We start from the raw sequence: 26760 nt of genomic DNA, 5'->3' as shown, positions 1-26760 counted from the left end.
GCGTCTGCCGGGGCTACGCCGCCCTGTCGCCGTGGATAACATCTGCGGCGAACACATAGCCCAGACCGCGCAGGGTTTTGATCAGCGTCGGCTGATGCGGATTCGGTTCGATTTTGCGCCGCAGGCGCATGATCAGCACGTCAATCGTCCGGTCAAAGACTTCGGTGCTTTCGCTATGGGTCAGAGCCAACAGCTGCTCACGGTTAAGCACCCGGCGGGCGTTTTGCGCCAGCGCCAGCAGCAGGCTGTACTCTCCCTGGGTCAGCGGCACCGCTTGCTGTTGCGAGTTAAACAACTCGCAACGAAACGTATCCAGCCGCCAGCCGTTAAAGAGCAATCCCGTGCCGCCGCTCGCGCCTTCAGCGCCCAGCGCGCCGCTACGCCTGAGCACCGCCTTCACCCGCGCCACCACCACCCGGGAGTTAAACGGCTTGGCAATATAATCATCGGCACCCATTTCCAGCCCTACCACTACGTCGGATTCGCTGCCGAGGCCGGTCAGCATCACGACCGGTAAATCAGGTCGGCTGCGCTGCAGCTGTTGCAGTACCAGCAGCCCGTTGGTGTCAGGGAGAATCATATCCAGCAGCACCAGCGAGATATCCGTCCGCTGGGCCGCCACCGCCAGCGCATCGCTGCCGGTCTGGCACAGCAGCACGTCAAAAACATGCGCGCTGAGCACATCGCTAAGCAGCTCGCCAATCGCGCTGTCGTCATCCACAACCAAAATGACCGGTTTCATTACTTGCCTCTGCCCGCACGGAACGATCTCTGTCTGATTAATTCAGCAAAGCCCCCACGACAAATCCATTACCGGATCGCGTTTCTTCAATCCATGTCACATCTCACCTCCCTTCGACACGTCAAAACTGACGACGCCCTGCTTTTCGTCAGCATTTAGCCCAAAAAATCGACGTATCATCAGTCAATACCCACAATGAAAACATGGCATAGAAGATGCATATTGACGGCGTGATAGCGCATATGCGCCCATTGATCAACTGGAGCAAGACCGATGAAAAAAGTCGTCACGGTTTGCCCGTATTGCGCATCAGGTTGCAAAATCAACCTGGTGGTCGATAACGGCAAAATCGTCCGGGCTGAGGCGGCACAGGGGAAAACCAACCAGGGAACCCTGTGCCTGAAAGGCTATTATGGCTGGGATTTCATTAACGATACCCAGATCCTCACCCCGCGCCTGAAAACCCCTATGATCCGCCGTCAGCGTGGCGGCAAACTGGAATCCGTCTCCTGGCAGGAAGCGCTCGACTACGTCGCGACCCGTCTCAGCGCCATTAAGGAGAAGTACGGTCCGGACGCCATTCAGACCACCGGCTCCTCCCGCGGGACGGGGAACGAAACCAACTATGTGATGCAAAAGTTCGCGCGCGCCGTTATTGGTACCAATAACGTCGACTGCTGCGCTCGCGTCTGACACGGCCCTTCGGTTGCAGGTCTGCACCAGTCGGTCGGTAATGGCGCCATGAGTAATGCCATCACAGAGATTGATAACACCGATCTCGTGTTTATCTTCGGGTACAACCCGGCAGATTCACACCCTATTGTGGCGAATCACGTGATCAACGCCAAACGCAATGGGGCGAAAATTATCGTCTGCGATCCGCGTAAAATCGAAACCGCGCGTATCGCCGATATGCACATTGCGCTGAAGAACGGCTCGAACATCGCGCTGCTCAACGCCATCGGGCAGGTGATTATCGCAGAAGATCTCTACGATAAATCCTTCGTCGCCAGCCGTTCCGAGGGCTTCGACGAGTATCGCAAAATCGTCGAAGGCTATACGCCGGAGTCGGTGGAAACCATCACCGGCGTCAGCGCGCAGGAGATCCGCGCCTGTGCCCGGATGTACGCCGGCGCGAAATCCGCCGCCATCCTGTGGGGCATGGGCGTGACCCAGTTCTATCAGGGCGTGGAGACCGTGCGCTCGCTGACCAGCCTGGCGATCCTCACCGGTAACCTCGGCAAGCCGAGCGTCGGCGTCAACCCGGTGCGCGGCCAGAACAACGTGCAGGGCGCCTGCGATATGGGGGCGCTGCCGGACACCTATCCGGGCTATCAATACGTGAAGTTTCCGGAGCACCGCGAGAAGTTCGCCCGGGCCTGGGGCGTAGAGAGCCTGCCGGCGCATACCGGCTATCGCATCAGCGAGCTGCCGCACCGCGCGGCGCACGGTGAAGTGCGGGCGGCGTACATTATGGGCGAAGATCCGCTGCAGACCGACGCCGAGCTCTCTGCGGTGCGTAAAGCGTTTGAAGAGCTGGAGCTGGTGATTGTCCAGGATATTTTCATGACCAAAACCGCTGCGGCGGCCGACGTTATCCTGCCGTCCACCTCGTGGGGCGAGCACGAAGGCGTCTATACCGCAGCGGACCGCGGCTTCCAGCGCTTCTTTAAAGCGGTGGAGCCGAAGTGGGACCTGAAAACCGACTGGCAGATCATCAGCGAAATCGCCACCCGGATGGGCTATCCGATGCACTACAACAACACCCAGGAGATCTGGGACGAGTTGCGGCATCTGTGCCCGGACTTTTACGGCGCCACCTACGAGAAAATGGGCGAGCTGGGCTACGTCATGTGGCCGTGCCGCGATGAGTCCGACGCCGACCAGGGGACCTCTTATCTGTTTAAAGAGAAGTTCGACACCCCGAACGGCCTGGCGCAGTTCTTCACCTGCGACTGGGTTGCGCCGATCGATAAACTCACCGACGAGTATCCGATGGTGCTCTCCACGGTGCGGGAAGTGGGCCACTATTCGTGCCGCTCGATGACCGGCAACTGCGCGGCGCTGGCCGCGCTGGCGGATGAACCGGGGTATGCGCAAATCAATACCGCCGATGCCGCGCGACTGGGCATTGAGGATGAGGCGCTGGTGTGGGTGAACTCGCGGAAAGGCCGCATTATCACCCGCGCGCAGGTCAGCGATCGTCCGAATAAAGGGGCGGTCTATATGACCTATCAGTGGTGGATTGGCGCCTGTAACGAGCTGGTCGCGGAGAACTTAAGCCCGATAACCAAAACGCCGGAGTACAAGTACTGTGCCGTGAACGTTGAGCGCATCGCCGACCAGCGCGCCGCCGAGCAGTATGTGATTGATGAGTACACCAGGCTGAAAGCCCGTCTGCGCGAAAGCGCGTTGGGTTAAGACAGAAGGCCCCCCCGGCTACATGACGCTGGCCGGGGGGGATTTTCACCATCCGGGTTGCGGGATAGCTGACGCAGCCCACTTTTATCGAACCTGGCAACCGCCGCCATTTTCTTCTTTTTCGCCTCCCTTTATACTGCGCGCTGTGTTCCTGACCGATAATAAAAAATGAAATACCTCTCTTTACTTCTGATGCTGTTCTCTCTTGCCGCGGGCGCTACCGATCCCGGCAGCCAGTACCAACAACAGGCGGAAGCCGGCGATCCGCGGGCGCAGTACTATCTTGCCGATACCTACGTCAGTTACGGTGATTATCAGCAGGCCGAATACTGGGCGCAAAAATCGGCCGATAACGGTGACGGGGATGCGCTGGCGCTGCTGGCCCAGCTGAAAATTCGCAACCCGCAGCAGGCCGATTATAAACAGGCCAGAGACCTGGCTGAGAAGGCGGTACAGGTTGGCAGCAAGGCAGGAGAAATTATCCTGGCCCGCGTGTTGGTCAACCATCAGGCCGGGCCGACGGACTATTCACATGCCATCACCCTGCTACAGGATGCCGCCCAGGATCCGGAAAGCGACTCCGCCGTCGACGCCCAGATGCTGTTAGGTTTGATTTACGCCAGCGGCGTCCAGATGACAGAGGATGACGCCAGGGCAACGGACTATTTTAAACGCAGCTCCTCGCTGTCCCGTACCGGTTATGCCGAATACTGGGCCGGGATGATGTTCCTGCAGGGAGAACAAGGCTTTATCGAACCCAACCAGCAGAAAGCGCTGCACTGGCTCAATGTCAGCTGTCAGGAGGGGTTTGATACCGGCTGCGAAGAGTTCGACAGGATAAGTAAAAGATAAGAAAAAGCCCGGCGATAGCGCCGGGCTTTAAGATGCTTACTCTTTGTCTACAATCTGAGCCCGACGCGATAGCGCCAGGTTTTAAGACGGCCTGACAAACCTGCCTGAACATTAAGCCCGCGTTTCGCCAGGTGGCGGCTGACGCCTGACCCGGCCTACGAAACCCGCAATCTCAACGCTTGCGCAATTTCAGTCGGCCCGCGCAAGCGCAGCGCCGCCGGGCAATTTAAGACGCTGACTCTTTGTCTACAATCTGAGCCCGACGCGATAGCGCCGGGCTTTAAGATGGCTGACAAACCTGCCTGAACATTAAGCCCGCGTTTCGCCGGGTGGCGGCTGACGCCTGACCCGGCCTACGAAACCCGCAATCTCAACGATTGCACAATTTCAGTAGGCCCGCGCAATCTCAACGCTTGCACAATTTCAGTCGGCCCGCGCAAGCGCAGCGCCGCCGGGCAATTTAAGACGCTGACTCTTTGTCTACAATCTGAGCCCGACGCGATAGCGCCGGGCTTTAAGATGGCCTGACAAACCTGCCCGAACATTGAGCCCGCGTTTTGCCGGGTGGCGGCTGACGCCTCACCCGGCCTACGAAACCCGCAATCTCAACGCTTGCACAATTTCAGTAGGCCCGCGCAAGCGCAGCGCCGCCGGGCAATTTAAGACGCTGACTCTTTGTCTACAATCTGAGCCCGACGCGATAGCGCCGGGTTTTGCATTTTACTGCGCCGTTTTATCAAATTTGCCCAGCACTTCACGCTCATAGGCCAGCGCTTTTTTGCGGTCAAACTTGTGCTCCCACTTGGCAATCACCAGTACCGCCAGCGCATTCCCCACCACGTTCAGCGCGGTACGCGCCATATCGAGGATACGGTCAACGCCAGCAATAAAGGCCAGCCCTTCCAGCGGAATCCCTACGCTCCCCAGCGTCGCCAGCAGCACCACGAAGGAGACGCCCGGCACGCCGGCAATCCCTTTCGAAGTTACCATCAGCGTCAGCACCAGGGTTATCTCCTGCCACAGCGACAGGTCAATACCGTACAGCTGGGCAATAAAGATCGCCGCGATGCTCTGATACAGCGTTGAGCCATCGAGGTTAAACGAGTAGCCGGTCGGCACGACAAAGCTGGTAATAGAAGCCGGCGCGCCATAGGCTTCCATCTTCTCAATAATACGCGGCAATACGCTCTCGGAGCTGGCGGTAGAGTAGGCCAGAATCAGCTCGTCTTTCAGGATACGGATCAGAATCCAGATACTTAATCCGCATACCCGCGCCACGATCCCCAGCACCACCAGCGCGAAGAACAGAATCGCGAAGTAGACCAGGATAACCAGTTTGGCCAGCGGCCACAGCGAGGCGAAGCCAAAGGTGGCAACGGTCACCGAAATCAGCGCAAACACCCCGACCGGCGCATAGCGCATCACCATGTGGGTCACTTTGAACATGGTTTCGGAAATGGAGCGGAAAACGGTCACCAGCGGTTCACGATGGGTAGCCGGCAGCGAAGAGAGTCCCAGACCGAACAGTACCGAGAAGAAGATAATCGGCAACATATCGCCTTTCGCCATCGACGCGACAATGTTGGTCGGCACCAGCGACAGTATCGTTCCCATCAGGCCGTGAGCGTGACTTTGCACCTCTGCCGTTGTGCTTTGATATTTCGAAATATCCACCGCGGCCAGCTGCGACATATCAATACCGCTACCCGGCTGGAAGACGTTGGCCAGGGTAATCCCCAGCACGATCGCCACGGTGGTGATCACTTCAAAATAGATAATGGTTTTCGCGCCGATACGGCCCAGTTGCTTCGCGTCGCCAACGCCCGCAATCCCGACAATCAGCGTCGAGATAACAATCGGAACGACGATCATCTTGATCAGGTGGATAAAGATATCGCCTGCCGGCGTCAGGAAATTCGCAATTAACCAATCACGACCGTCGGCATGGTAATGCAGATAGCTGCCCAGCAGAATACCCAGCACCAGGGCCAGCAAAATCTGCCAGGCCAGGCTGACTTTTGTTTTTTTCTTCACTACTGACTTCCTCAATGAGAGGCACCATTCCCGGAAGTCATGATGCCCACTGAAAGGGATATGAATTGTGTTGCGTTGCTCTATGGGGTTTTTTAACGCGCGGTATCAGTATCATCTGCACGGCATGCTACGCAAGCGTTTAAGAACAGGGCTTTTCTCTGGGTTTCTGCATAAATTCGCTAACTTTCCCCACTTCTGATGCATAAGTATCTGTTATAAAAAAAATTTCATAGCTTCCATTTCTATAAATACATTTCTGAAATTATTTCACTTCAAAGTTTCATTTGATGGATTTTCATTCAGTTGAATCAATGCGTGATCTGTCCCCCAAATAGCAAACAAAGCCGCGAAAGCCCCTACTCTTAACGTTTACTTGACATATATTTAACAACCTACAGGAGAAAAAAAGCCATGAGCCAAATACATAAGCACTCTATTCCCGCTAACATTGCGGACAGCTGCCTGATTAACCCGGAACAGTACAAGGCGCAGTATCACCAATCTGTCACCGACCCGGATGCGTTCTGGGGTGAGCAAGGCAAAATCCTTGACTGGATGCGGCCCTATACGCGCGTGAAGAACACCTCATTCGCACCGGGCAACGTCTCTATTAAATGGTATGAAGACGGCACGCTGAATCTTGCCGCTAACTGCCTCGATCGCCACCTGGCCGAACGCGGCGACCAGACTGCGATTATCTGGGAAGGCGACGACGCCAGCCAGAGCAAACACATCACTTATCGCGAGCTCCATCACGACGTCTGCCGTTTTGCTAACGTCCTGCTCGACCTCGGCATTAAAAAGGGCGATGTCGTCGCTATCTATATGCCAATGGTGCCGGAAGCCGCCGTCGCTATGCTGGCCTGCGCCCGTATCGGCGCTATCCACTCGGTGATCTTCGGCGGTTTTTCTCCCGAAGCGGTTGCCGGACGTATCATTGACTCGAATTCTCGTCTGGTCATTACTTCCGATGAAGGGTTGCGCGCCGGACGTGCGATTCCGCTGAAGAAGAACGTTGACGACGCGTTAAAAAATCCGAACGTGAAAAGCATCGAGCACGTGGTGGTGCTCCAACGTACCGGCGGCAAAATCGACTGGCAGGAAGGTCGCGACCTGTGGTGGAGCGACCTGATTGCGCAAGCCAGCGACCAGCATCAGCCGGAAGAGATGAATGCGGAAGACCCGCTGTTCATCCTCTATACCTCCGGTTCAACCGGTAAGCCCAAAGGGGTGCTGCACACCACCGGCGGCTACCTGGTCTATGCCGCCACCACCTTCAAATATGTCTTCGACTACCATCCGGGCGACATCTACTGGTGTACCGCTGACGTGGGCTGGGTGACCGGCCACAGCTATCTGCTGTACGGCCCGCTGGCCTGTGGCGCCACCACGCTGATGTTTGAAGGCGTGCCGAACTGGCCGACGCCGGCGCGGATGTGTCAGGTCGTCGATAAGCACAAGGTCAACATTCTCTACACCGCGCCGACGGCGATCCGCGCGCTGATGGCGGAAGGCGATAAGGCCATCGAAGGCACCGACCGCTCTTCCCTGCGTATTCTGGGCTCGGTCGGCGAGCCGATTAACCCGGAAGCCTGGGAGTGGTACTGGAAGAAGATTGGCAACGAGAAATGCCCGGTGATGGATACCTGGTGGCAAACTGAAACCGGCGGCTTCATGATTACTCCGCTGCCGGGCGCCATTGAGCTGAAAGCCGGCTCCGCCACGCGTCCGTTCTTCGGCGTGCAGCCGGTACTGGTCGACAATGAAGGCACTCCGCTGGAGGGCGCGACCGAAGGTAACCTGGCCATCGCCGACTCCTGGCCGGGACAGGCGCGAACCCTGTTCGGCGACCACGAGCGCTTTGAACAGACCTACTTCTCCACCTTCAAAAATATGTATTTCAGCGGCGACGGCGCTCGTCGTGATGAAGATGGTTACTTCTGGATCACCGGCCGCGTGGACGACGTTCTGAACGTATCTGGCCACCGCCTGGGGACCGCAGAAATCGAATCGGCGCTGGTGTCGCATCCGAAAATCGCCGAAGCGGCCGTGGTCGGTATTCCGCATAACATCAAAGGTCAGGCGATTTACGCTTACGTCACGCTCAATCACGGTGAAGAGCCGACGCCGGAGCTGTATGCGGAGGTACGCAACTGGGTACGCAAAGAGATTGGCCCGCTGGCCACGCCGGACGTGCTCCACTGGACCGATTCCTTACCGAAAACCCGCTCGGGCAAGATCATGCGCCGTATTCTGCGCAAGATTGCCGCGGGCGATACCAGCAACCTCGGCGATACGTCAACACTGGCGGATCCTGGCGTCGTGGAAAAACTGCTCGAAGAGAAGCAGGCCATTGCGATGCCGTCGTAAACGGACTCATTCCCTACACCCTCTCCCCGTCAGGGGAGAGGACATAAATCATACGCCCTAAGGATTCCACGTAGCAGGACAGCAGGAAGCACCCTCTCTTCCCGACAGTATGTTGCCGGGCGGATAAGTGCTGCCGACGGTCAGCGCGCGGATGACGAAAAGGGTACCTCTGGAGACGCTGTGATGAATGAGCAAATTTGTCAGCGGATAGAAGATAGTGCGCATTTCAGGGAGTTAGTTGCAACCCGGCAAAGGTTTGCCGCCATCCTGTCACTGATTATGTTAGTGATCTACGTGGGCTTTATTCTACTCATCGCTTTCGCCCCTGGCTGGCTGGGCACGCCGCTGCATGCCGGCACCAGCGTCACCCGAGGAATCCCGATCGGCATCGGTGTTATCGTTATCTCTTTTGTCCTGACCGGGATTTATGTCTGGCGGGCTAACGGAGAATTTGACCGTCTGACGAAAAGCGTTATCAACGAGGTGCACTCATCATGAAGAAAGTCCTGACGGCGATTGCCGCCACGCTCCCTTTTTCCGCGAGTGCCGCTGACGCCATCTCCGGCGCGGTACAGCGCCAGCCGACCAACTGGCAGGCGATCATCATGTTCCTGATCTTTGTCGCCCTGACGCTGTATATCACCTACTGGGCGTCAAAACGCGTTCGCTCACGCAGCGATTACTATACCGCGGGCGGAAATATTACCGGCTTTCAGAACGGGCTGGCGATTGCCGGAGACTTTATGTCGGCCGCCTCCTTCCTCGGTATTTCTGCGCTGGTCTACACCTCCGGCTACGACGGACTGATTTACTCCCTCGGTTTCCTGGTCGGCTGGCCGATTATTCTGTTCCTGATCGCCGAACGCCTGCGTAACCTCGGGCGCTACACCTTCGCTGACGTCGCCTCTTATCGCCTTAAGCAAGGGCCGATTCGTACCCTCTCCGCCTGCGGTTCGCTGGTGGTGGTGGCGCTGTATCTGATTGCTCAGATGGTCGGCGCAGGCAAGCTGATTCAGCTGCTGTTCGGCCTGAACTACCACGTCGCGGTGGTGCTGGTCGGCGTGCTGATGGTGCTCTACGTCCTCTTCGGCGGTATGCTCGCCACCACCTGGGTGCAGATTATCAAGGCCGTCCTGCTGCTGTGCGGCGCCAGCTTTATGGCCTTTATGGTCATGAAGCACGTCGGCTTCAGCTTCAACAACCTGTTCAGTGAAGCCATGGCGGTGCATCCGAAAGGCGCAGCGATTATGAGCCCGGGCGGGCTGGTGAAAGACCCGATATCGGCGCTATCGCTCGGTCTCGGTCTGATGTTCGGAACCGCCGGTCTGCCGCACATTCTGATGCGTTTCTTCACCGTGAGCGATGCGAAAGAAGCGCGTAAGAGCGTGTTCTACGCCACCGGGTTTATGGGCTATTTCTATATCCTGACCTTTATCATCGGCTTCGGCGCGATCATGCTGGTGGGCGCGAATCCTGCGTTCAAAGATTCCGCGGGCGTGCTGATTGGCGGCAATAATATGGCGGCGGTACACCTGGCCGATGCGGTGGGCGGCAACCTGTTCCTCGGCTTTATTTCAGCGGTCGCCTTCGCCACTATTCTGGCGGTGGTCGCCGGCTTGACGCTGGCCGGCGCCTCGGCGGTTTCTCACGACCTGTATGCTAACGTCTTCCGCAAGGGCGCCAGCGAGCGCGATGAGCTGCGGGTGTCGAAAATCACCGTTCTGGTGCTGGGCGTGGTGGCGATTCTGCTGGGGATTTTGTTTGAAAATCAGAATATCGCCTTCATGGTGGGTCTGGCCTTCTCCATCGCCGCCAGCTGTAACTTCCCGATCATACTGCTGTCGATGTACTGGTCGAAGCTGACCACTCGCGGAGCCATGGTGGGCGGCTGGCTTGGGCTGCTGACCGCCGTGATTCTGATGATCCTTGGCCCGACGATTTGGGTGCAAATCCTCGGCCATGAAAAGGCGATATTCCCGTATGAATATCCGGCGCTGTTCTCTATCGCTATCGCCTTTATCGGTATCTGGCTCTTCTCCGCCACCGACAATTCGGCGGAAGGGATGCGCGAGCGTGAGCAGTTCCGCGCTCAGTTTATTCGTTCGCAAACCGGGATCGGTATCGAACGCGGCCAGGCGCACTAACCTGACTCTCCCCGGCCGCCCGGCCGGGGAACATTAAAACATCAGCAGGCGCACCAGCGGCGCTGCCAGTACCATTACCACGCCCGACAACATCATCACCAGACTGGCCACCACCCCTTCCTGCGGCCCCAGCTCATATGAACGGGCGGTGCCTGCGCCGTGCGAGGCGGCGCCAAATCCAGCGCCTTTTGCCATCCCTTCGCGAATGGCGAGCCGCATAAACAGCGCATCACCCACCGCCATGCCAAACACGCCGGTGATCACCACAAACAGCGCCACCAGCTCCGGCTGGCCGCCGATCGGTTTTGCCGCGGCCAGCGCAAACGGCGTCGTGACCGAACGCACCGCCAGACTACGCTGAATCTCATCCGGCAGCGTAAACAGTCGTGCCAGCCACACCGAGCTGGTCACGGCGACAACCACTGCCGTCGTCACCCCTGCGGTCAGCGACATCCAGTGCCGTTTAATGACCGCGAGGTTGTCATATACCGGGACGGCAAACGCGATGGTTGCAGGCCCCAACAGCCATAACAACCAGTGGGCCTCGCCCATATAGTTCTGATATGAAATGTGGCCAAACACCAGAATCAGCACCAGCAGTATCGGGGTAAACACCAGCGGCATCAGCGGCAGCCTGTGGAAGCGGCGATACAGGCGCTTATTGGCGAAATAGAGTGCCAGCGTCACAACCAGGCACAGGACGCTCAGTTGAAAATCACTCATGCTTCATCCGGCTGACTTCATAACGATACACTTTATCCACCACCCATGCCGTCGCCCCCAGCACCATCAGGGTACTCAGCGCAATCACCAGAAAAATGCGCCAGCCGTCGACCATCAGCAGCTGGGTATAATTCACCACCGCCACCACCGCCGGGACGAAAAACAGCAGCATTTCCGCCAACAGCCAGCGCGCGCCGGCCCGCACCCAGTTCAGCGGGATAACCCGACAGATAATCAGCGCCAGCAGCATCAACATGCCGACCAGGTTCGCCGGCAGCGGCAGATGCAGCCAGTTAACCAAATATTCAGCGCAGACGAACAATCCGGCATAAATCAGCACCTGAACCGGGACCTGGAGGCGCTGTACAACGAAGGGGGTCACACGAGCTGGCGCGAAGGCCATGAGCGAAATTCCTGAAAAGAAGCAAGGTATGCAGTATAGAGAGCCGCCTGAGCGGACAGAAATGAATTAAAATCATCACAGGTATAGTCTCTGGGAATAATTATGGATATCCGAACGCTGCGCTATTTTGTCGAAGTGGTGCGTCAGCAGAGTTTTACGCGCGCTGCGGAAAAACTGTTCGTCACACAGCCCACGATCAGCAAAATGCTCAAAAATCTGGAAGATGAGCTGAACTGCACCCTGTTGATTCGCGATGGCCGCCGGCTCCTGTTGACCGATACCGGTCGGGTTGTTTTTGAGCGTGGGCAGGCGATTCTGGGCGAGTTTCATCAGCTGGAATCGGAGCTGAGCGATATTAACCACCTGCACAAAGGGGTCCTGAGACTGGGGATCCCGCCGATGGTCGGGATGCTGATGGCAGAACCGATCGGCCTGTTTCGCCAGCGCTACCCGGGCGTGGAGCTGAAAATTGCCGAGTTCGGTGGGCTGACGGTTCAGCAGGCGGTGAGCAACGGCGAGCTGGATCTCGCCATGACGGCGCTGCCGGTAGATGAGGACAGCGGCCTGAGCACGCTGCCGCTGTTCAACCATCCGCTGTGCGTGCTGACGCCGAGAACCGAGGAGTGGGAAAGCGTTCAGTCGCTCTCGCCGGAAGCCCTCGCGGCCCATCCGCTGGTCATTTATAACGAAGATTTCGCGCTGAGCCGGCAGCTGATGGCACTGTTTACCTGTCATGATGTGAAGCCCCGCATCGCGGTGCGCAGCGGCCAGTGGGACTTCCTCGCGGCCATGGTGCAGGCGGGAATCGGCGTGGCCATACTGCCGCAGCCGATCTGCGAACGTCTCGACGCGCAGAATTTTTGCTGGATACCGCTGCAGAGTGAGCTGCACTGGGAGCTGGGGATGATCTGGCGGGAAGGCGTTTATCTGTCGCACAGCGCGCAGGCGTGGCTGGAATGCAGTAAGGCGTTCTGGCTGGAGTAAGTCCCGGAGGCGGCGCGTTGCGCCTGTCCGGGCGACAAAAACAGTCATTCTGAATTCATCGCCCGGCCAGCGTAGCGCCGCCGGGGAAGCGGTGCGGCGCTACTGATCTTCGATGAGCAGCGCTTCCAGCAGGTCAAGGTCGTGGAGCAGCTTCTGCAGCGTTTCATTGCTGATCTGCCGGGTCGCACGAAGATGATACAGCTCTCCGCGTTCTGAACGCAGCGCCGCCAGACGGAACCGGCGCTCAAGCTGCTCTTCGAGTATGGAGGTTTCCACATCGTTGCGCCCGTCGACGCGGCGGCGCAGATTACCAATCACCCGCGAACTGACCTCGGTCAGCAGCTGGTTATCAATATTCTCTTTGGTGTCGGCCGCCAGACGCTCCTCCATTTTCTGAATCGCGACAATCGCCACATCTGCCGTCGCCGCGCGCGCCAGCCGCTCTTCTTTACGCTGCTGAACATGGTCGCTCGACTCAATGTGACGTAGCAAAATTGGCAGCGCGATCACCCCGACAAACAGCGAGAACAGAATCACCCCGGCGGCCAAAAAGATCAGCTCATAGCGGGCCGGGAAGACGTTGCCGTCAGGCAGCAGCAGTGGAATCGACAGCACACCGGCGAGGGTTATCGCCCCGCGTACCCCGGCAACGGAGGAGATCAGCAGTTCACGGGTGGTCCACGAGCCAAACTCCATCGGTTTCCTCTTCAGGAAACGCTGGCTTAACTTGCGCATCGTCCACAGCCAGCCAAAACGTACCAGCATCAGCGCGGCGTAGATCAGGATAATGTCGGTAAACAACATCCAGGTTTCAACATTAGGATCCGCTTCCGCCGCCACCAGCGATGTCGACAGAATGTCCGGCAGCTGCAGACCCAACAGCAGAAAGACCATGCCGTTAAAGACAAATTCCAGCATCGCCCAGGTACTGTTCGCACGCAGACGCATGGCCAGCGGCGCGGTGCGCATCACGCCGGAACGGGTGATGGTCATCCCCGCCGCCACCGCCGCCAGAATCCCGGAAACACCGATATGTTCCGCGATCAGGTAGGAGGCAAACGGCAGCAGGAACAGCAGAACAATCTGCGTCGCCGGCTCGTCGCCGCCCCAGCGGCTGAGGAAGCGCATCGAACGACCATACAGCCAGCTCACCACAAACCCGGCCAGGATACCGCCGATGGCGACTTTGAGGAACTCGACCGTGGCACCGCCGACGGTAAAGACCATCGTGCCCATCGCCACGGCGACGGCAAACTTCAGCGAGACCAGGCCGGAGGCATCATTCATCAGCGCCTCGCCCTGCAAAATCCCCATAATTTTTTTCGGAATGCGCCCTTCGCCCACGATGCCTGACAGCGCCACGGCATCGGTCGGTGACAGCACCGCCGCCAGCGCAAAGGCGGGAATCAGCGGAATACCCGGCACGATCCAGTAGATGAGGAAGCCAATACCCACCACCGTGACCAGCACCAGCGCCAGCGCCAGCCCGAGGATTTCTCGTCCGTGCTCAATAAATTCGCGGGTCGGCGTCTTCCAGCCGTCGGCAAAAAGCAGCGGCGGGATAAACAAGACCAGGAACAGCTCGGGGTCGAATTCAACATGCAAACCAAACGTCGGCCACGCCAACAGCGCGCCAATGGCGATTTGCATCAGTGGTAGTGGAACCTGAAAGGGCAGTACGCGTGTAACCACCCCGGAGAGAGAGACCACGAGGGTCATGATGAGTATGGTGAAGAATATTTCCATGTGTTCCCTGTTTGCTGCGTTTTCTTTTTTTTACACCGGAGGCGTCATGTCTCTGGATAATACGCTACTCAGATTAACGCAAAAGGAAACAGGATGTGGCTTAAAAATAAAACGGGCGGCCTGAGCCGCCCGCTATTGGCAGGAAAAGCTTAAATGGCCCAACCACCGGCGTAGAAGATAACCAGCGCGGCCGCGATGATGACGGTCCCCAGGTTCAGCTTGCGCCACTCGCCGGACACCAGACGGCCAATGACCAGGGCGGCAAAGCCAATCATGATGCCGGTGACGATGTTACAGGTCAGCACGATAAAGACCGCCGTGATAAGCCCGGCCATCGCATCGACGAAATCATTAAAGTCGATTTTCGCCACGTTGCTCAGCATCAGCAGACCAACATACATCAGCGCTGGCGCCGTGGCATACGCAGGTACCAGATAAGAGAGCGGAGAGAGGAACAGAATCAGCAGGAACAGCACGCCAACGGTCACCGCGGTGAGGCCGGTTTTACCGCCCGCCGCAGTACCTGCCGCAGATTCGATGTACACCGCCGCCGGCGCCGCCCCGACCACGCCGGAGAAGACGCTGCTCAGGGAGTCGGTGGTCAAGGCTTTACCGCCGTTGATAATCTGCCCGTCTTTATCCAGCAGGTTTGCCTGCCCCGCCACGGCGCGAATCGTGCCGGTGGCATCAAATACCGCCGTCATCACCAGCGCCAGGACGCTTGGCAGAACCACCGGGTTTAGCGCGCCGATGATATCGAGGCTGCCAATCAGCGAGTTGCCTTTGTCGTCGCTCAGCGACGGCATCGCGAAAATACCGGAGAAATGAACGCTCGGGTCAAAAATCAGCCCGACGATCGAAATGCCGATAATGGTCAGCAGAATACCGCCCGGCACTTTCATTTTTTCGAGGCCAATAATCACCGCCAGCCCCACCAGCGACATAATCACCGGGAAGCTGTTGAAGTGACCCAGCGCGACCGGCAAACCGTCCAGCGGGTTTTTAATCACCAGGCCCACGCCGTTGGCGGCGATCAGCAGCAGAAACAGGCCGATACCTATCCCGGTGCCGTGCGCAACGCCCTGCGGTAAATTGCGCAGGATCCAGCTACGAATACCGGTGGCAGAGATAACGGTAAACAGCACGCCCATCAGGAACACGGCGCCCAGCGCAACCGGAATACTGATGTGCTGCCCCAGCACCAGGCTGAAGGCGGTGAACGCGGTCAGCGAAATCGCACAGCCGATGGCCAGCGGCAGGTTTGCCCACAGCCCCATCACCAGAGAGCCTACGCCGGCGACCAGACAAGTCGAGACGAACACGGCTGCCGGAGGGAACCCGGCTTTACCCAACATGCCCGGGACAACAATGACCGAGTACACCATTGCCAGGAAGGTGGTTAAACCGGCAACAATCTCCTGACGAACGGAGCTGCCACGAGCTGAAATTTTAAACCAGGCGTCTAATGAACCGCCGGTACGCGCTGAAGGCGTAGACATAGAAAACTTCCCCTGAAAATTTTAATCGTTCGTCCGTATGCGTGGTGGACCATCCACTGCCAGCTAAACGCGATCTCCTTGTGCTTCCTCGCAGCGCCAGGGGGGCTGCAAAAAAGCAAACGTTTAACTCCGCGCATACAATACGGTGGTCAGAATGAATTTGCTCCCCCCAGAACAGGGATAAATAGCGAGCAAAATACAAAGGCAAACGATTATCCAGCCTTTAGACGGGCCTTTTCAACTGAAGTTTGTGTTAATTCGCTAAATTTTGCTTATGGCGTTCATGAAATAACCAGTCGATGCGCAAACGTTGTCGTCTATGCGCAATCCGGTAACATTTTTGTATTGCGTTGATAGCAATTCACCGCGGCCATCACAAAAATCACCGCCTCACTCCGGCAGGGTGAACGGGCCGCCGCGTTCAATCGCTTTCTGCCAGGCCGGAAGCTGCTCTATTCGCTGCACCCACTGTGCGATCCGCGGCACATCCGTGATGCCACCGCGCACCAGCAGCGCCATGACCGGAAAGCTCATCTGGATATCGGCCATGCTGAGCTGCGCGCCGGCAAACCACGGCTGACGGGAGAGATGATCCTCAATATAGCGAGCGTGCGTGGCGATTTGCCGGTCCAGCCAGGCCTTCTGTACCCCTTTACCCAGGGCATTGCCCAGCGTTCGCATCCCGAGCGGAATGGGCGGTTTACCGAGACTGGCAAACACCAGTTTCATCACCATCAGCGGCATCAGTGAGCCCTCGGCATAGTGCAGCCAGAAACGGTATTGCAGCTTATCCGCCATCGCCTGCGGTCTGAACCGGTGGTCGCTATCGTAGGTTTCCTGCAGGTACTCGAGGATGGCGCCCGATTCCGCCAGCACGTGGCCGTTATCTTCCACCACCGGAGATTTCCCCAGCGGGTGGATCTGCTTTAACGCCGGCGGCGCCAGCATATTTTTTTCCCGCTGGTAGCTGACAATGCGATAAGGCAACTGGAGTTCTTCAAGCGCCCACAGCACGCGCTGGGATCGTGATTGATTGAGATGATGTACCGTCAGCATGGAGGTTCTCCCGTAATTCGTTCGAATTAACTATAGGAACTGACGGCGATTGGCGGAAAAATTTCGCCGAAATAAACGGGTGAAAAAGCCGGGCTGTGCCACAATTAAGTTGTCGGCGCAAACCGGAACCTCCAGCAACATCTTGCGCAATACCGAGGTGAGCCGACGTCGGGGGAAACCCTCCTGCGAACGACCAGGATAGTGTTAAAGACCAAGACCGGAAAACAACTAAAGCGCCCTGTTGTGGCGCTTTAGTTTTATACGTCATCCTCCAGCAGTCGCGCGCCGGTCCCCTCTTCACCCAGCTTATCTCCCGGGTTGCGCAGCGGGCAGTCGCGTCGCGACAGACAGCCGCAGCCGATACAACCATCCAGCTGGTCGCGCAGTGCGGTCAGGGTATGAATACGCCGATCAAGCTCCTCCCGCCACTGCGATGAGAGCTGTTTCCACTCCTTCGCGCTGAGGTTATGCCCTTCCGGCAACACGCCGAACGCATCACCAATGGTCGACAGCGGAATGCCGATTCGCTGGGCAATCTTGATGATCGCCACCGCGCGCAGCACATCGCGGCGATAGCGCCGCTGATTACCGGCATTACGCTGGCTGTGAATTAACCCTTTGCTTTCATAGAAATGCAGGGCAGAGACGGCAACGCCGGTACGCTTTGCCACCTCGCCGGGGGTCAACAGCATTTTAATACGGGGGGATTTCTTTTCCATAAAAGCGCTTTACCTCAAGTTAACTTGAGGAATTATACTCGCCCGCAGACAAAACGACGAATCGAGAATTGAGAGAGGCCGCTTTATGTCCCATCAGGATATTATCCAAACGCTTATTGAATGGATTGATGAACATATCGATCAACCACTTAACATTGATGTAGTCGCCAGAAAATCCGGGTACTCAAAATGGTACCTCCAGCGGATGTTCCGCGCCGTGATGCATCAAACGCTGGGCGATTACATCCGCCAGCGCCGGCTGTTGCTGGCCGCAGAGGCGCTGCGGACCACCCAGCGACCCATCTTTGATATTGCGATGGATCTGGGCTACGTGTCGCAGCAGACGTTCTCACGGGTATTTCGCCGGGAGTTCGACCGCACCCCCAGCGATTATCGTCATCAAATTTCCGCCTGAGCGTTCACATGCAAGGGCTGAGCAGCCTGGGCGCGTTGGCCAGCCACTGCCTGAACTCCTGTGGCGGCATCGCTTTCGCAAAGTACCAGCCCTGACAATACCGGACCCCGCGTTTTCGCAGCCAGTTAACCTGGTCCGCCGTTTCGACGCCTTCGGCAACGGTCTTTAAGCCCAGGCTGCGGGCGATTTCAATAATATGCTCGGCGATCGTGTAGCTGGTGCTATTGGTGGTGAGCGTATCGATAAACGATTTATCGATCTTCAGGATATCCACGTTAAGCGAGTGGAGATTATGCAGATTGGAATAGCCGGTACCGAAGTCATCAATAGCAATTTCATATCCGGCTGCGCGGAATGCCTGGATGACCGGCATCGTTTTCTGCACGTCAATAAATCCGCGCTCGGTGACTTCAATTTTAATTTGATCGATATTCACCGCGGAGCTCCGCGCCTTTTCACCGATTTGGGCAATGAGCCGCGAAGAGTGGAAATCGGTGGCCGACAGGTTAATCGCAATATACAGATGCGGATGCCCGGCCAAAAATTCCCCGAGTTCGGAAAATAACTCATCCACCACGTAATCGGTGACCTGCGCAATCATCCCTTCATTTTCCGCTAGTGGAATAAACTCCGCCGGCGTCATCACCGGCCCGTCAAATCCTGGCCAGCGCAGCAGCGCTTCGGCTCCGACGCAGCGGTTATTTTCGATATCAATAATCGGCTGATAATGCAGACGCAGCTGACGCCGATTGAGCGCACGTTGCAACATATTGCGCGGTGAATGGTATTGCTGCCGGGTGCGCAACCACACCAGTAAGATCAAAATGCTGCAAATCCCCCCCAGCGGGAGGGTGAGCGTCACCTGATCATAAAAGCTCTGGTAATAACTGGCGTACGAGGTAGACATAATCACGGCGATCGGGCGGATGGCGGAATGAGCCACGGTGTACACCCGGTTACCCTGGCGAAAAAAGGCATCTTCCTGACGAATCAGGCCATGCAGTACCGCGGGGTCGGCATTTCTACTGGTGGAAAAAAACTGATTCGTTTTTGTATCGTACAAACCGTAGGATAAATCTTTATCACTCGATATTAACGAACTGTAGGAGAGCGGATTAATCACCGCAATGTAGTGCCCTCGCTGCATATAGTTCATCGCAAAGCCGGGATAGAAAGGCGTATCGCGGTAATAGTAGATAGCGATATCCGGCTTTTTGGTATAATTCGCCGGCGGAATACGCCATGCGCTATCGGGGCGGACCGCAGTCGAGCAAAACAAACGGGGACCGTCGGCATAAATTAAATCGTCAACATAAAGCAGGCTGCGTACAATCGACAACATATATTGCTGATGTCCGGCAGAGCACATTTCCCCTTTAAACTGCAAGGCCTTTTCACGCGCCCGATCGGCTTCATAAACCACCATTTCCGTTTTCTGCAGCGCCAGCTGTGAAAATGCGCGGAGCCGATCGGAGGTTTCGGCTTTGGCTCTGATTTGCGCAAACCACAGTGCCAGCACGACGGGGAGCAGAACCACCAGCGTCACTCCCAATATTCTCAACGCGTTGCGCAATGTGCGACGATTCATTTCCGTTTTTTATCCATGCGATATGCCTTATCACGGTAAAAGATCACACTCGTTGTTATACAACAGAGACTATTTTCAGCAACCGGTCGTTTGATGTAAAAACCCCATCCTCAATAATGATGAATAATACTAATTTCGCAGAAAATCGAGAAACACTCTCGGTATTCTAAAAACAGAGTCGTTATCTAATTCGGTTTATCCGTACGATCGGCAAGAATATGTAATAAAAGCCGCAGATAACGAGCTCAAAAAAAGCAATCAGACGCCGGGAAGAGCAACTTACCCGTTTGACGTGGTGGGAAGATGCCCCGCCACCATTATCCACAACAAAAATACGGCTTTAAAAACCGCCAAAAACGCGCATTTGGGGCTGGTGAATAAAACAGCAAATGTGATATAGTTCACACAACTTGATGAAACAAGAACAATGTTTCATTATTCTCCTGATTGCCCGTAGATAGCCAGAGCGCCACGTCATCGTCAGTCTCGCCAGGTTGTCAAAGGCACCCGATTTTCTTTGAGGATGAGGTTGATGGCTTCCATAACTACCAGTGTCATACTTTTGCGCTGGCCGCTGGTGAGCGCGGTTCTGATGTTTTTGGCCAGTTCGATGAACATTCAGCTACGCAAAAGTGATTATGCCGGTTTAGCCGTTATTTGTAGCTGCATCGGCCTGGTGGCGGCCTGCTGGTTCGCCACCGGCTTGTTGGGGATCACGCTGCTGGATATCGCGAAAATCTGGGGCAATATCAAAGACGTCATGATCGAAGTCATGAGTCAGACGCCACCACAATGGCCAATGGTCATGACCTGATAATAAAAAAGCTTCCTACGGGAGGCTTTTTTATTTACCGGCAAACACTACTCGCAATCCTTTGATATTTTAATAAATTTATCATTATAGATAATGTATTTATTCCCAGGCTGGCGCAGCGCCGCCTGGCGAACCACATCTCCTGGCCGTAAGTACCAGGCCTCGCCCTCTTCTTCCGTTGCATCGCATCCCGGCTTGATCAGCAGTTTAAACCAGGTATTGCCGCTGTTGCTGACGCTTCCCGCCTGCCGATCGAAGGCCCATTTGAACTGCACCTGCCGCGGGCGTACCACCAGAATCGTTTCCATCACGACCACCGGATCAATACCGATTGACCCGCCGGCCGCAGTACGGCCAATGCGGTTTCGGGTGGGAATTTCGCGAAACGAAACCCGGTAATAACGTTCACGATTATCCTGCGGGCCATGATAATAAAATTTAAAGTATTCCCCTTGCCCGGCCTGCAAGGTGAGCTGACGCGGGGCAAAGAGCAGTTCGCCGTCTGCCGGACGCGAACGGACCTCGTGACCTCCCGGCCGGTCTATCCCGACGACGGAAATCTGATAGAGCCGCGCGCTCGGGTTGTTATTCAGTACCCGTTTGGCGACAAAGTTCTCTTCAGCACCCAGCGAAAAAGTTAAATTGCCGACGGAAATCGCCCGGCCCGCCATTGGCAGACCCAGAAGCAGCAACCACGCGACGGCCTGGAGCAGATTAATTAATATTGCGCCATGTCGCCTGAACATGAATCTCTCCTGAAGCACTCACTTCACCAAACCAGCCATCGTCATCTACCGTTCTCAACGAAATATTGTCGTTCATCGGTATGGAAAATTTCACCGTCGTCTTGTTCATCACGCCAATATCGCCGGAAGCATCTGTCCACGGCGTCGTCAGCCACAGCGCATCCGTCATATCGCGCCAGTTGTCATCGCAGCCGGCGTCATAATTTTTGCTCGTTCCGGTCTGGGTGGTAAACGTCAGCAGCGCCGGGAAAGGCACTTTTGTCACCCCGTCTGGCGAACTGAACAAGCAATATGAACGCCCGGCGATCGACTGCGACGGGCCGGTCACTTTGATCAGGACTTCATCGGCCGCGGTTTTTCCGCTGGTGGTGACGATATAGCCAAAATCCAGTGACGGCTGTCCGGCACCGACATACCCTTCGCGCGACGGTGAACTGCTGTACTCATCGGAAATAATGCTGATACTGAAATCACGCGGTTTGATAATCAGCGAGTTGGAGGTAGAAAATTCATACCAGCCGGACTCCGGCGAGGTGGTGTTCTGGAAGCGGAAGTTAAACAGATCCTTGGTATTAATATCACTGATGCCCAGCGCCACCATCTGCTTAAAGAAGTTACTGGAAAAGAAGATGTAGACCGAATCCGAGGATTTCATCTCGTTAAACGTATAGTAGTAGGCATTGCCGCTGACCGGTTTCCAGCTGTTACCATCGAGGCTGAACTGCATATCATAGATATTCACCGCCGACGTCAGCGACGTGTTGTTAATCGCCGGGAAAATATGAATCGAGGTGTTGCTCAGGCCATTATGCTGCAACGCATAGTTGACCATCTTGCAGCTCAGACCGCTACGGGTACCAATCGTCTGGGCGCGACAGTTCGAGCTGCCCTCCCCCAGCGTCGGGATCCCATCGCTATTGATAAAGACTTCGGTCAGAGAATGGGTGTTAATCAGCTTTAAGTTTGCCGCTTTAGTATGGGTCACTTTACGCACGTACCAGGCGCCGGAGGTCTGATCTTTGCAGCGCGCCCCGCTGCTTGCATCGTAGGAGACGGAAGTCTGGCAGGCATTGATCGTCATCGACATGCTGCCACCAACCGGCATCTGCTGCAGATACTGGTAGAAAGCGTCCGACATCATGCCGTGCATCCATTTTTGGCCACCGGAGGTCACCGTCGCACCGTAAAAGCCGTTTGTATCCGTGACCTGGGGCAAAATCAGACTGGTCGCCATATCGCAACCGGCGTACCAGTTGATGCAGCGCAGCCCGCTCAGGGGGTTCGACACCGGCGAGTTTTCCAGCCACATGTCAAACTTCCAGTTGGCATTCAGCCCGGTGTTATAGCCGTTATCGATATAGCCCAGACTCTGCTGGTAGATAGTGCCGCTACCGGTATATTTCAGCCCGGTCCAGCGACTGGCGCCGGTCATGCGCGGATCCAGCACGCCGCCTGGAGTGGCGAAAAAGTTATCATCGGAGTTGTTTTCCACGAAAACAAACTGCACCGCTGCTGCGTCCGGCCAGGTTGTTTTCGTTACCGCCGCCTCTGCCCGCACCGCACACAGTGCGACAATAAACAGGCTTACCAACGGGAACCACTTAGCTTTCATGACCTTCTCCTGCCTGCTGCGCGCTGGCGTAAGTTTTCAGACCCGTGCAGACGACATCGCCGACCCACACCGCCCCGCGCGCCTGACTTATCTCAAGCCCGACTTCACAGCTTTGGTTATTGCCGTAAGTGAAATCGATGGTGGGGTATTTTTTATCCACGTCCATCACGAATCCTCCCGTGTTATCGGTACGGGTGCGGCCAATATGGTTATTGATGTGTGCATTGGCCAGCAGCGTTCCATCTTCGGCGCGGATGCGCCCGGAAACGGTCACCATCTGTTTCACTTCCGGTTCGATAACCGCCACGTTGCCCGGGTAGAGCGTCAGGCTGCTCTTGCGGTTGCTGACAATGTCGTAGCTGTCGAGGGAGTTCTTACTGTTTTGCAGCTCGACTTCGTAACGGCTGTACGGCGAGAGCGGCAGATAGTTGCGTTTGCCGGTCAGCTGGATGACCCGTCCGTTGACCCTGGCGCTCAGCTTGCCGTCATCATCGAGATCGGTGTTAAAAATCACGCCGGCGTTACCGTCGGTGCGCCCGCTGGCGGCGATATTCCGCCCCTGCCAGCCGACGCTACCGCTGGCGGTCAGGTTGGTATTCACATAGCCGTCAGCGCCGCTGTTAATATTGAGCGTGCCATTGGCATAGCGGGTATCGAACTGGGCATAGCCTCCGCCGCTCAGCGTTTTGTCATCGCCGGTATCACCGGAGATCGCCCGCGAAATATTGGCCCCAAGAGTACGTACCACGCCCTCATCAAACTGTTTACGGGCGGAAAGGTTTGCCATGGTATAGCCGTTCTGGTGGGTCATACCGGCGCTGAACCAGTTTCCCAGGGGGAGTGAGAAATCGAGCGCAACATATTTCCCGGTACTGCTACTGCTACCACTGCCACCATTATTGAAGCGCTGAATACCGGCACGCAGGCCCAGCGAGCCGAAGGCCCCGCTAAAGAGAGTCTGATAATAATCCGCCGTGTAGTAATGGCTGTTGTAGCGACGGTCGTCGTTGTAGCTAATGCTAAAGGTCCCCAGCTTTGACCACAGCGGGTTCAGATTAAGGGTTCCGCCAATCGCCCGGTTGTCGGCATCGCTGCGCCGTAACCGGGCGCCAATAATGGTTTTTTCCTGGTTAACCCAGACGGTGCTAAAACCTCCGGGTAAGGTGGCGCTGATGCTGCCAATGCTGCTCCAGGAGCTATCGCTGGCCAGCATATTTTGCAGGTTGACGTTGACAGACTCCGTCAGCGGTACGGTCAGACGCGTCTCGGCGACGGCATTGCTATCATAACCGTAGCCGGTTGCCGCCCAGCTGAACGTGCCCACGGATCCGGATGTCGACGCCCCCGCCAGCCAGCTCTCTTTCGCCGGTTTGCTCTTCTTGCCGCTCTCTGACCAGCGATCCATATGAAAGCTGCCGCCCCACACCTGCCAGGCCAGCGGAGCACCCGCTCCGCGCCCGCGACTGAAAAGTTTGTTCACCCGCTGAGTGCGCTTGCTGACCACCCGGCCATTGACGATCACCTCAACGTCCACATCATAAATGCCGTATGGCAGGCCTCGGGTGTCCACTTCGTGGTTACCCATTACGAAGTTCTGTACGCTCAGCAGACGTCCGTCGCGCGATAAATGCACTTCACCTGCTGCCGGTAAGAAAGCCACGATTGGCGTGACCGATTGTGAATTATCAAACACCGTTGAGCTGGCCTGGTTTCCCCAGGATGCGCCGTAGATTTTCCCGGCAGAAATGGCGGTCATCGGTCCAAGCGACTGTAAATTCCACGTATCCAGCATCCCGCCGGCAAAGCGATGCCCGGCGAAATCACGCTCATACATGGCCTTATAAATTTCGCTATCCTGATTGCTGGTTCCGGTGCCGTAGAGCGACCCGTCCAACACAATATGGTGCTCGCGCAGTGAGCTGACGCTGTTCAACGACAGATAGCTGGACGTACTGTTGCCAGCGTTACGCATCTGGTTGTTATACACGCCGAGGTTATAGTTCAGACTGCTGCTGATGCTGTTAACGCTGGACTGGCCGATATCTTCGCTGCGCGAACGCAGAACGGTACCCAGCGCCTCTCGTTTCACGACCAGTTGCAGCAGCAGCTGCCGCAGACTGAGCTGCAGCTGCGCATCGCGGGTGAGCATGATGTGTAAATCGCTGTTGAAAGGTTCATTCGCCAGTTCAGTCAGCGTTTTTCGGGTTTGTTCACTCACGCTGGCGTTGTCCCCGCGCTCTTCCAGCTGAATATGACGGACGCGAAGCGTACCGGCGTCCAGCCAAATAAACGCACTGCCAAGCCGCTGGTCATCCTGCGTCCCCGCGCTGCCTTCCAGGTGAAGAAACAGTGGGATACTCATTCCATCCTGTAGCGCCTGGCTGAAGGCCTGGGGAATCACTACGCCGCCAATTTGCTGCACCTGCTGAGGAGCGGCATTCACACTAAGCGGAAGAGTAAAAATGGCCATACCACAGGCAAGGAGCGTTTTCAGCTCAGGTGAAATCCGTCGTAAAGGCATAACCTGATTCCGTCAGCACAATTGTTATTTTACGGGAACAAACTGCTCGCCCTGCCAGAGTGCGACCCGCCCTTTTTTATCGGCAACATTCACGCGGGTGAAACGGCGCTCTTTGCCGGGCATGAGGTAATAGTTTTCTTTGCATTCTTTGCCATCTGCGGGCTTCAGGCAGGGGCCGTAAGCCAGGATACGTAGCGTGGCATTGCCGGTATTCACCAGCGTTCCATTGGCATACTGATAGCGGTAATCCGCCTTGCGTGGGGCAACGACCAGGATGGTGCCGATGCGGGCCGATGCGGTAGCCACCGCACTGCGCCTGGCACTATCGCGCTGCGCATCGCTCAACGCCTGATCGAACCAGACGATGCGGTAGTAGCGCTCTTTATTATCCGCCGGTCCTTTGTAGAAAAAGCGAATGACATCTCTACTCTTCGCGGGCAGTAGCAGGCTGGCTGGTGTCAGCAGCACTTCATCCTGACTGTCCATCGGAATCACGCTGCCGCCTTCAAGCGGTGAGGAAAGGCGTTCAACATGGATATTGATTAAGCGTCCACTCTCGGTGGTGTTTTTAATCTCTTTACTGAGCACGCTGGCGTCGCTGTTCATAAATGAAGAAATATCGCCAACATCCAGTGCCAGGGCCGGCATGATGGCGCAAAAATACAGGCTGATAGCCAGAATGCGGTTTTTCATATGAATTCGGTCCGTGGAAGAAAGCAGGGGGAATCCCCCCTGCTCGTGCTACAGAGAAATCAGCTGGTCCATGTCGCGTCGAACTGGACGCTGACGTCACCGCTCCAGATCCCTTCCGGCAGCGTGCTGTAATCGGTCACTGCAGCCGTACCATCGGTGGTGCCACTGATGATAGAGAAGTTGAAACCATCCTGTGCGGTCGCGCGGCCAGCCTGGTTATAACCGTTAGACAGTGCGCTAAGGTTGCCGCCCAGAACGCCATTCGCGGTGTCGATCATGACGGTATCAGCCGATTTTTCGACGGCAACGCCGTTATAATCCACACCCACATTCAGCGTCGAACCGGAGGTATCCAGCTGGGTCAGGGTATTGGTAATCAGACGGGAGGTCAGTTTAAATGCTGTCGCAGTCGCATCCCCTTCAATTGCAACATCAAACAGACCTTTCTGAGAGTTAAAGCCTTTAATCCCTTCTGCATACTGGAAAGCCAGGCTACCCAGAGGGGTCACAACCAGTTTGCTGGTAGTGTCTTTTTTTGCCGTTGCCGACCAGGTTGCGACGGCCTGAGCCGTAACGTCTGCTGCCTGAACAGCGCCCACACAGAAAGTCGTCACAAGAGCTGCTGCTAACATTTTCAATTTCATATTCATCACCTGATAAAAATAATAGGCTTTTTAT

At 56.3% G+C, this 26760-nt stretch carries 22 protein-coding genes; 8 read left to right on the top strand and 14 right to left on the bottom strand.

Annotated features, from left to right (window positions below; translation table 11 throughout):
• Nucleotides 1–13: 13 nt before the first annotated feature.
• Nucleotides 14–742, bottom strand: coding sequence for a response regulator (locus tag MC50_RS10240; protein ID WP_015585352.1), 729 nt, complete (start codon nt 740–742; stop codon nt 14–16).
• Between the two features lie 273 nt (nt 743–1015).
• Here MC50_RS10240 and fdhF point away from each other — a divergent pair, with 273 nt between their 5' ends.
• Together fdhF and MC50_RS10230 are read left to right on the top strand one after the other, a co-directional pair.
• On the top strand, nt 1016–3163 hold the full coding sequence (fdhF, locus tag MC50_RS10235) for a formate dehydrogenase subunit alpha (RefSeq protein WP_080748442.1): 2148 nt from the start codon (nt 1016–1018) through the stop codon (nt 3161–3163).
• 168 nt (nt 3164–3331) lie between these two features.
• Nucleotides 3332–4015 (top strand): tetratricopeptide repeat protein, encoded by a 684-nt coding sequence (locus tag MC50_RS10230; protein WP_032689910.1) that lies wholly within the window; start codon nt 3332–3334, stop codon nt 4013–4015.
• Nucleotides 4016–4735: 720 nt separating this feature from the next.
• Here MC50_RS10230 and gltP read toward each other — a convergent pair.
• Nucleotides 4736–6049, bottom strand: a complete 1314-nt coding sequence (gene gltP, locus MC50_RS10220; protein ID WP_032689914.1) for a glutamate/aspartate:proton symporter GltP — start codon at nt 6047–6049, stop codon at nt 4736–4738.
• 411 nt (nt 6050–6460) lie between these two features.
• On the opposite strand from gltP, the gene acs reads away from it, so the two are divergent.
• The 3 genes from acs (at nt 6461) to actP (ending at nt 10563) form a co-directional block, all read left to right on the top strand.
• Nucleotides 6461–8419: an acetate--CoA ligase gene (gene acs, locus MC50_RS10210; RefSeq protein WP_032689915.1), complete on the top strand. Its 1959-nt coding sequence runs from the start codon at nt 6461–6463 to the stop codon at nt 8417–8419.
• Nucleotides 8420–8602: 183 nt separating this feature from the next.
• Nucleotides 8603–8917, top strand: coding sequence for a DUF485 domain-containing protein (locus tag MC50_RS10205; RefSeq protein WP_032689916.1), 315 nt, complete (start codon nt 8603–8605; stop codon nt 8915–8917).
• Nucleotides 8914–10563 (top strand): cation/acetate symporter ActP, encoded by a 1650-nt coding sequence (gene actP, locus MC50_RS10200; RefSeq protein ID WP_032689917.1) that lies wholly within the window; start codon nt 8914–8916, stop codon nt 10561–10563. Before MC50_RS10205 ends, actP begins: the two co-directional genes overlap by 4 nt.
• Before the next feature lie 33 nt (nt 10564–10596).
• Here actP and MC50_RS10195 read toward each other — a convergent pair whose 3' ends face one another.
• Both MC50_RS10195 and MC50_RS10190 read right to left on the bottom strand, forming a co-directional pair.
• Nucleotides 10597–11286: an LrgB family protein gene (locus MC50_RS10195; RefSeq protein ID WP_032689918.1), complete on the bottom strand. Its 690-nt coding sequence runs from the start codon at nt 11284–11286 to the stop codon at nt 10597–10599.
• Nucleotides 11279–11689 carry a CidA/LrgA family protein gene (locus MC50_RS10190; protein WP_032689919.1) on the bottom strand — a complete coding sequence of 137 codons (411 nt, stop codon included), beginning with the start codon at nt 11687–11689 and terminating at the stop codon, nt 11279–11281. Before MC50_RS10190 ends, MC50_RS10195 begins: the two co-directional genes overlap by 8 nt.
• 102 nt (nt 11690–11791) lie before the next feature.
• Between MC50_RS10190 and MC50_RS10185 the strand changes: the two genes are divergently transcribed.
• Complete coding sequence (locus MC50_RS10185) at nt 11792–12673, top strand: LysR family transcriptional regulator (RefSeq protein WP_032689920.1); 882 nt, start codon at nt 11792–11794, stop codon at nt 12671–12673.
• 99 nt (nt 12674–12772) lie between these two features.
• Here the strand turns inward: MC50_RS10185 and MC50_RS10180 are convergent, their stop codons facing one another.
• The 4 genes from MC50_RS10180 to soxR form a co-directional block, all read right to left on the bottom strand.
• Nucleotides 12773–14419 (bottom strand): Na+/H+ antiporter, encoded by a 1647-nt coding sequence (locus MC50_RS10180; protein WP_004856523.1) that lies wholly within the window; start codon nt 14417–14419, stop codon nt 12773–12775.
• A 149-nt stretch (nt 14420–14568) separates the two neighbouring features.
• Nucleotides 14569–15918 (bottom strand): NCS2 family permease, encoded by a 1350-nt coding sequence (locus MC50_RS10175; protein WP_032689921.1) that lies wholly within the window; start codon nt 15916–15918, stop codon nt 14569–14571.
• Nucleotides 15919–16308: 390 nt separating this feature from the next.
• The gene (locus MC50_RS10165; protein ID WP_047663779.1) at nt 16309–16974 is read right to left on the bottom strand and encodes a glutathione S-transferase family protein; all 666 of its coding nucleotides are present in this window, start codon (nt 16972–16974) and stop codon (nt 16309–16311) included.
• 257 nt (nt 16975–17231) lie between these two features.
• Complete coding sequence (gene soxR, locus MC50_RS10160; RefSeq protein ID WP_004856518.1) at nt 17232–17693, bottom strand: redox-sensitive transcriptional activator SoxR; 462 nt, start codon at nt 17691–17693, stop codon at nt 17232–17234.
• 85 nt (nt 17694–17778) lie between these two features.
• Between soxR and soxS the strand changes: the two genes are divergently transcribed.
• On the top strand, nt 17779–18108 hold the full coding sequence (soxS, locus tag MC50_RS10155) for a superoxide response transcriptional regulator SoxS (RefSeq protein ID WP_004856516.1): 330 nt from the start codon (nt 17779–17781) through the stop codon (nt 18106–18108).
• 4 nt (nt 18109–18112) lie between these two features.
• Here the strand turns inward: soxS and MC50_RS10150 are convergent, their stop codons facing one another.
• Nucleotides 18113–19696 (bottom strand): EAL domain-containing protein, encoded by a 1584-nt coding sequence (locus MC50_RS10150; RefSeq protein WP_047663776.1) that lies wholly within the window; start codon nt 19694–19696, stop codon nt 18113–18115.
• Nucleotides 19697–20228: 532 nt separating this feature from the next.
• Between MC50_RS10150 and MC50_RS10145 the strand changes: the two genes are divergently transcribed.
• The gene (locus tag MC50_RS10145; RefSeq protein WP_004856511.1) at nt 20229–20510 is read left to right on the top strand and encodes a YjcB family protein; all 282 of its coding nucleotides are present in this window, start codon (nt 20229–20231) and stop codon (nt 20508–20510) included.
• Nucleotides 20511–20557: 47 nt separating this feature from the next.
• On the opposite strand, the gene MC50_RS10140 is transcribed toward MC50_RS10145, so the two are convergent.
• Genes MC50_RS10140 through ecpA form a run of 5 tightly spaced genes read right to left on the bottom strand, consistent with a single transcriptional unit; the run spans nt 20558 to nt 26726 of the window.
• The gene (locus MC50_RS10140) at nt 20558–21256 is read right to left on the bottom strand and encodes a fimbrial biogenesis chaperone (RefSeq protein WP_032697108.1); all 699 of its coding nucleotides are present in this window, start codon (nt 21254–21256) and stop codon (nt 20558–20560) included.
• Nucleotides 21225–22868 (bottom strand): fimbrial adhesin EcpD, encoded by a 1644-nt coding sequence (gene ecpD, locus MC50_RS10135; RefSeq protein ID WP_046853248.1) that lies wholly within the window; start codon nt 22866–22868, stop codon nt 21225–21227. The genes MC50_RS10140 and ecpD overlap by 32 nt, the downstream gene beginning before the upstream one ends.
• Nucleotides 22858–25389 carry a fimbrial biogenesis outer membrane usher protein gene (locus MC50_RS10130; protein WP_046853249.1) on the bottom strand — a complete coding sequence of 844 codons (2532 nt, stop codon included), beginning with the start codon at nt 25387–25389 and terminating at the stop codon, nt 22858–22860. Before MC50_RS10130 ends, ecpD begins: the two co-directional genes overlap by 11 nt.
• 24 nt (nt 25390–25413) lie before the next feature.
• Nucleotides 25414–26082: an EcpB family pilus assembly chaperone gene (locus tag MC50_RS10125; protein ID WP_047663774.1), complete on the bottom strand. Its 669-nt coding sequence runs from the start codon at nt 26080–26082 to the stop codon at nt 25414–25416.
• A gap of 59 nt (nt 26083–26141) precedes the next feature.
• Nucleotides 26142–26726, bottom strand: coding sequence for a common pilus major fimbrillin subunit EcpA (gene ecpA, locus MC50_RS10120; RefSeq protein WP_032697105.1), 585 nt, complete (start codon nt 26724–26726; stop codon nt 26142–26144).
• Between the last annotated feature and the right edge of the window lie 34 nt (nt 26727–26760).

Origin of the sequence: Klebsiella planticola (assembly GCF_000783935.2) — a bacterium.
GTDB lineage: Bacteria > Pseudomonadota > Gammaproteobacteria > Enterobacterales > Enterobacteriaceae > Klebsiella > Klebsiella planticola.
The sequence above is the reverse complement of the archived record's forward strand: the minus strand, read 5'-3'. Positions and strand labels throughout refer to the sequence as shown.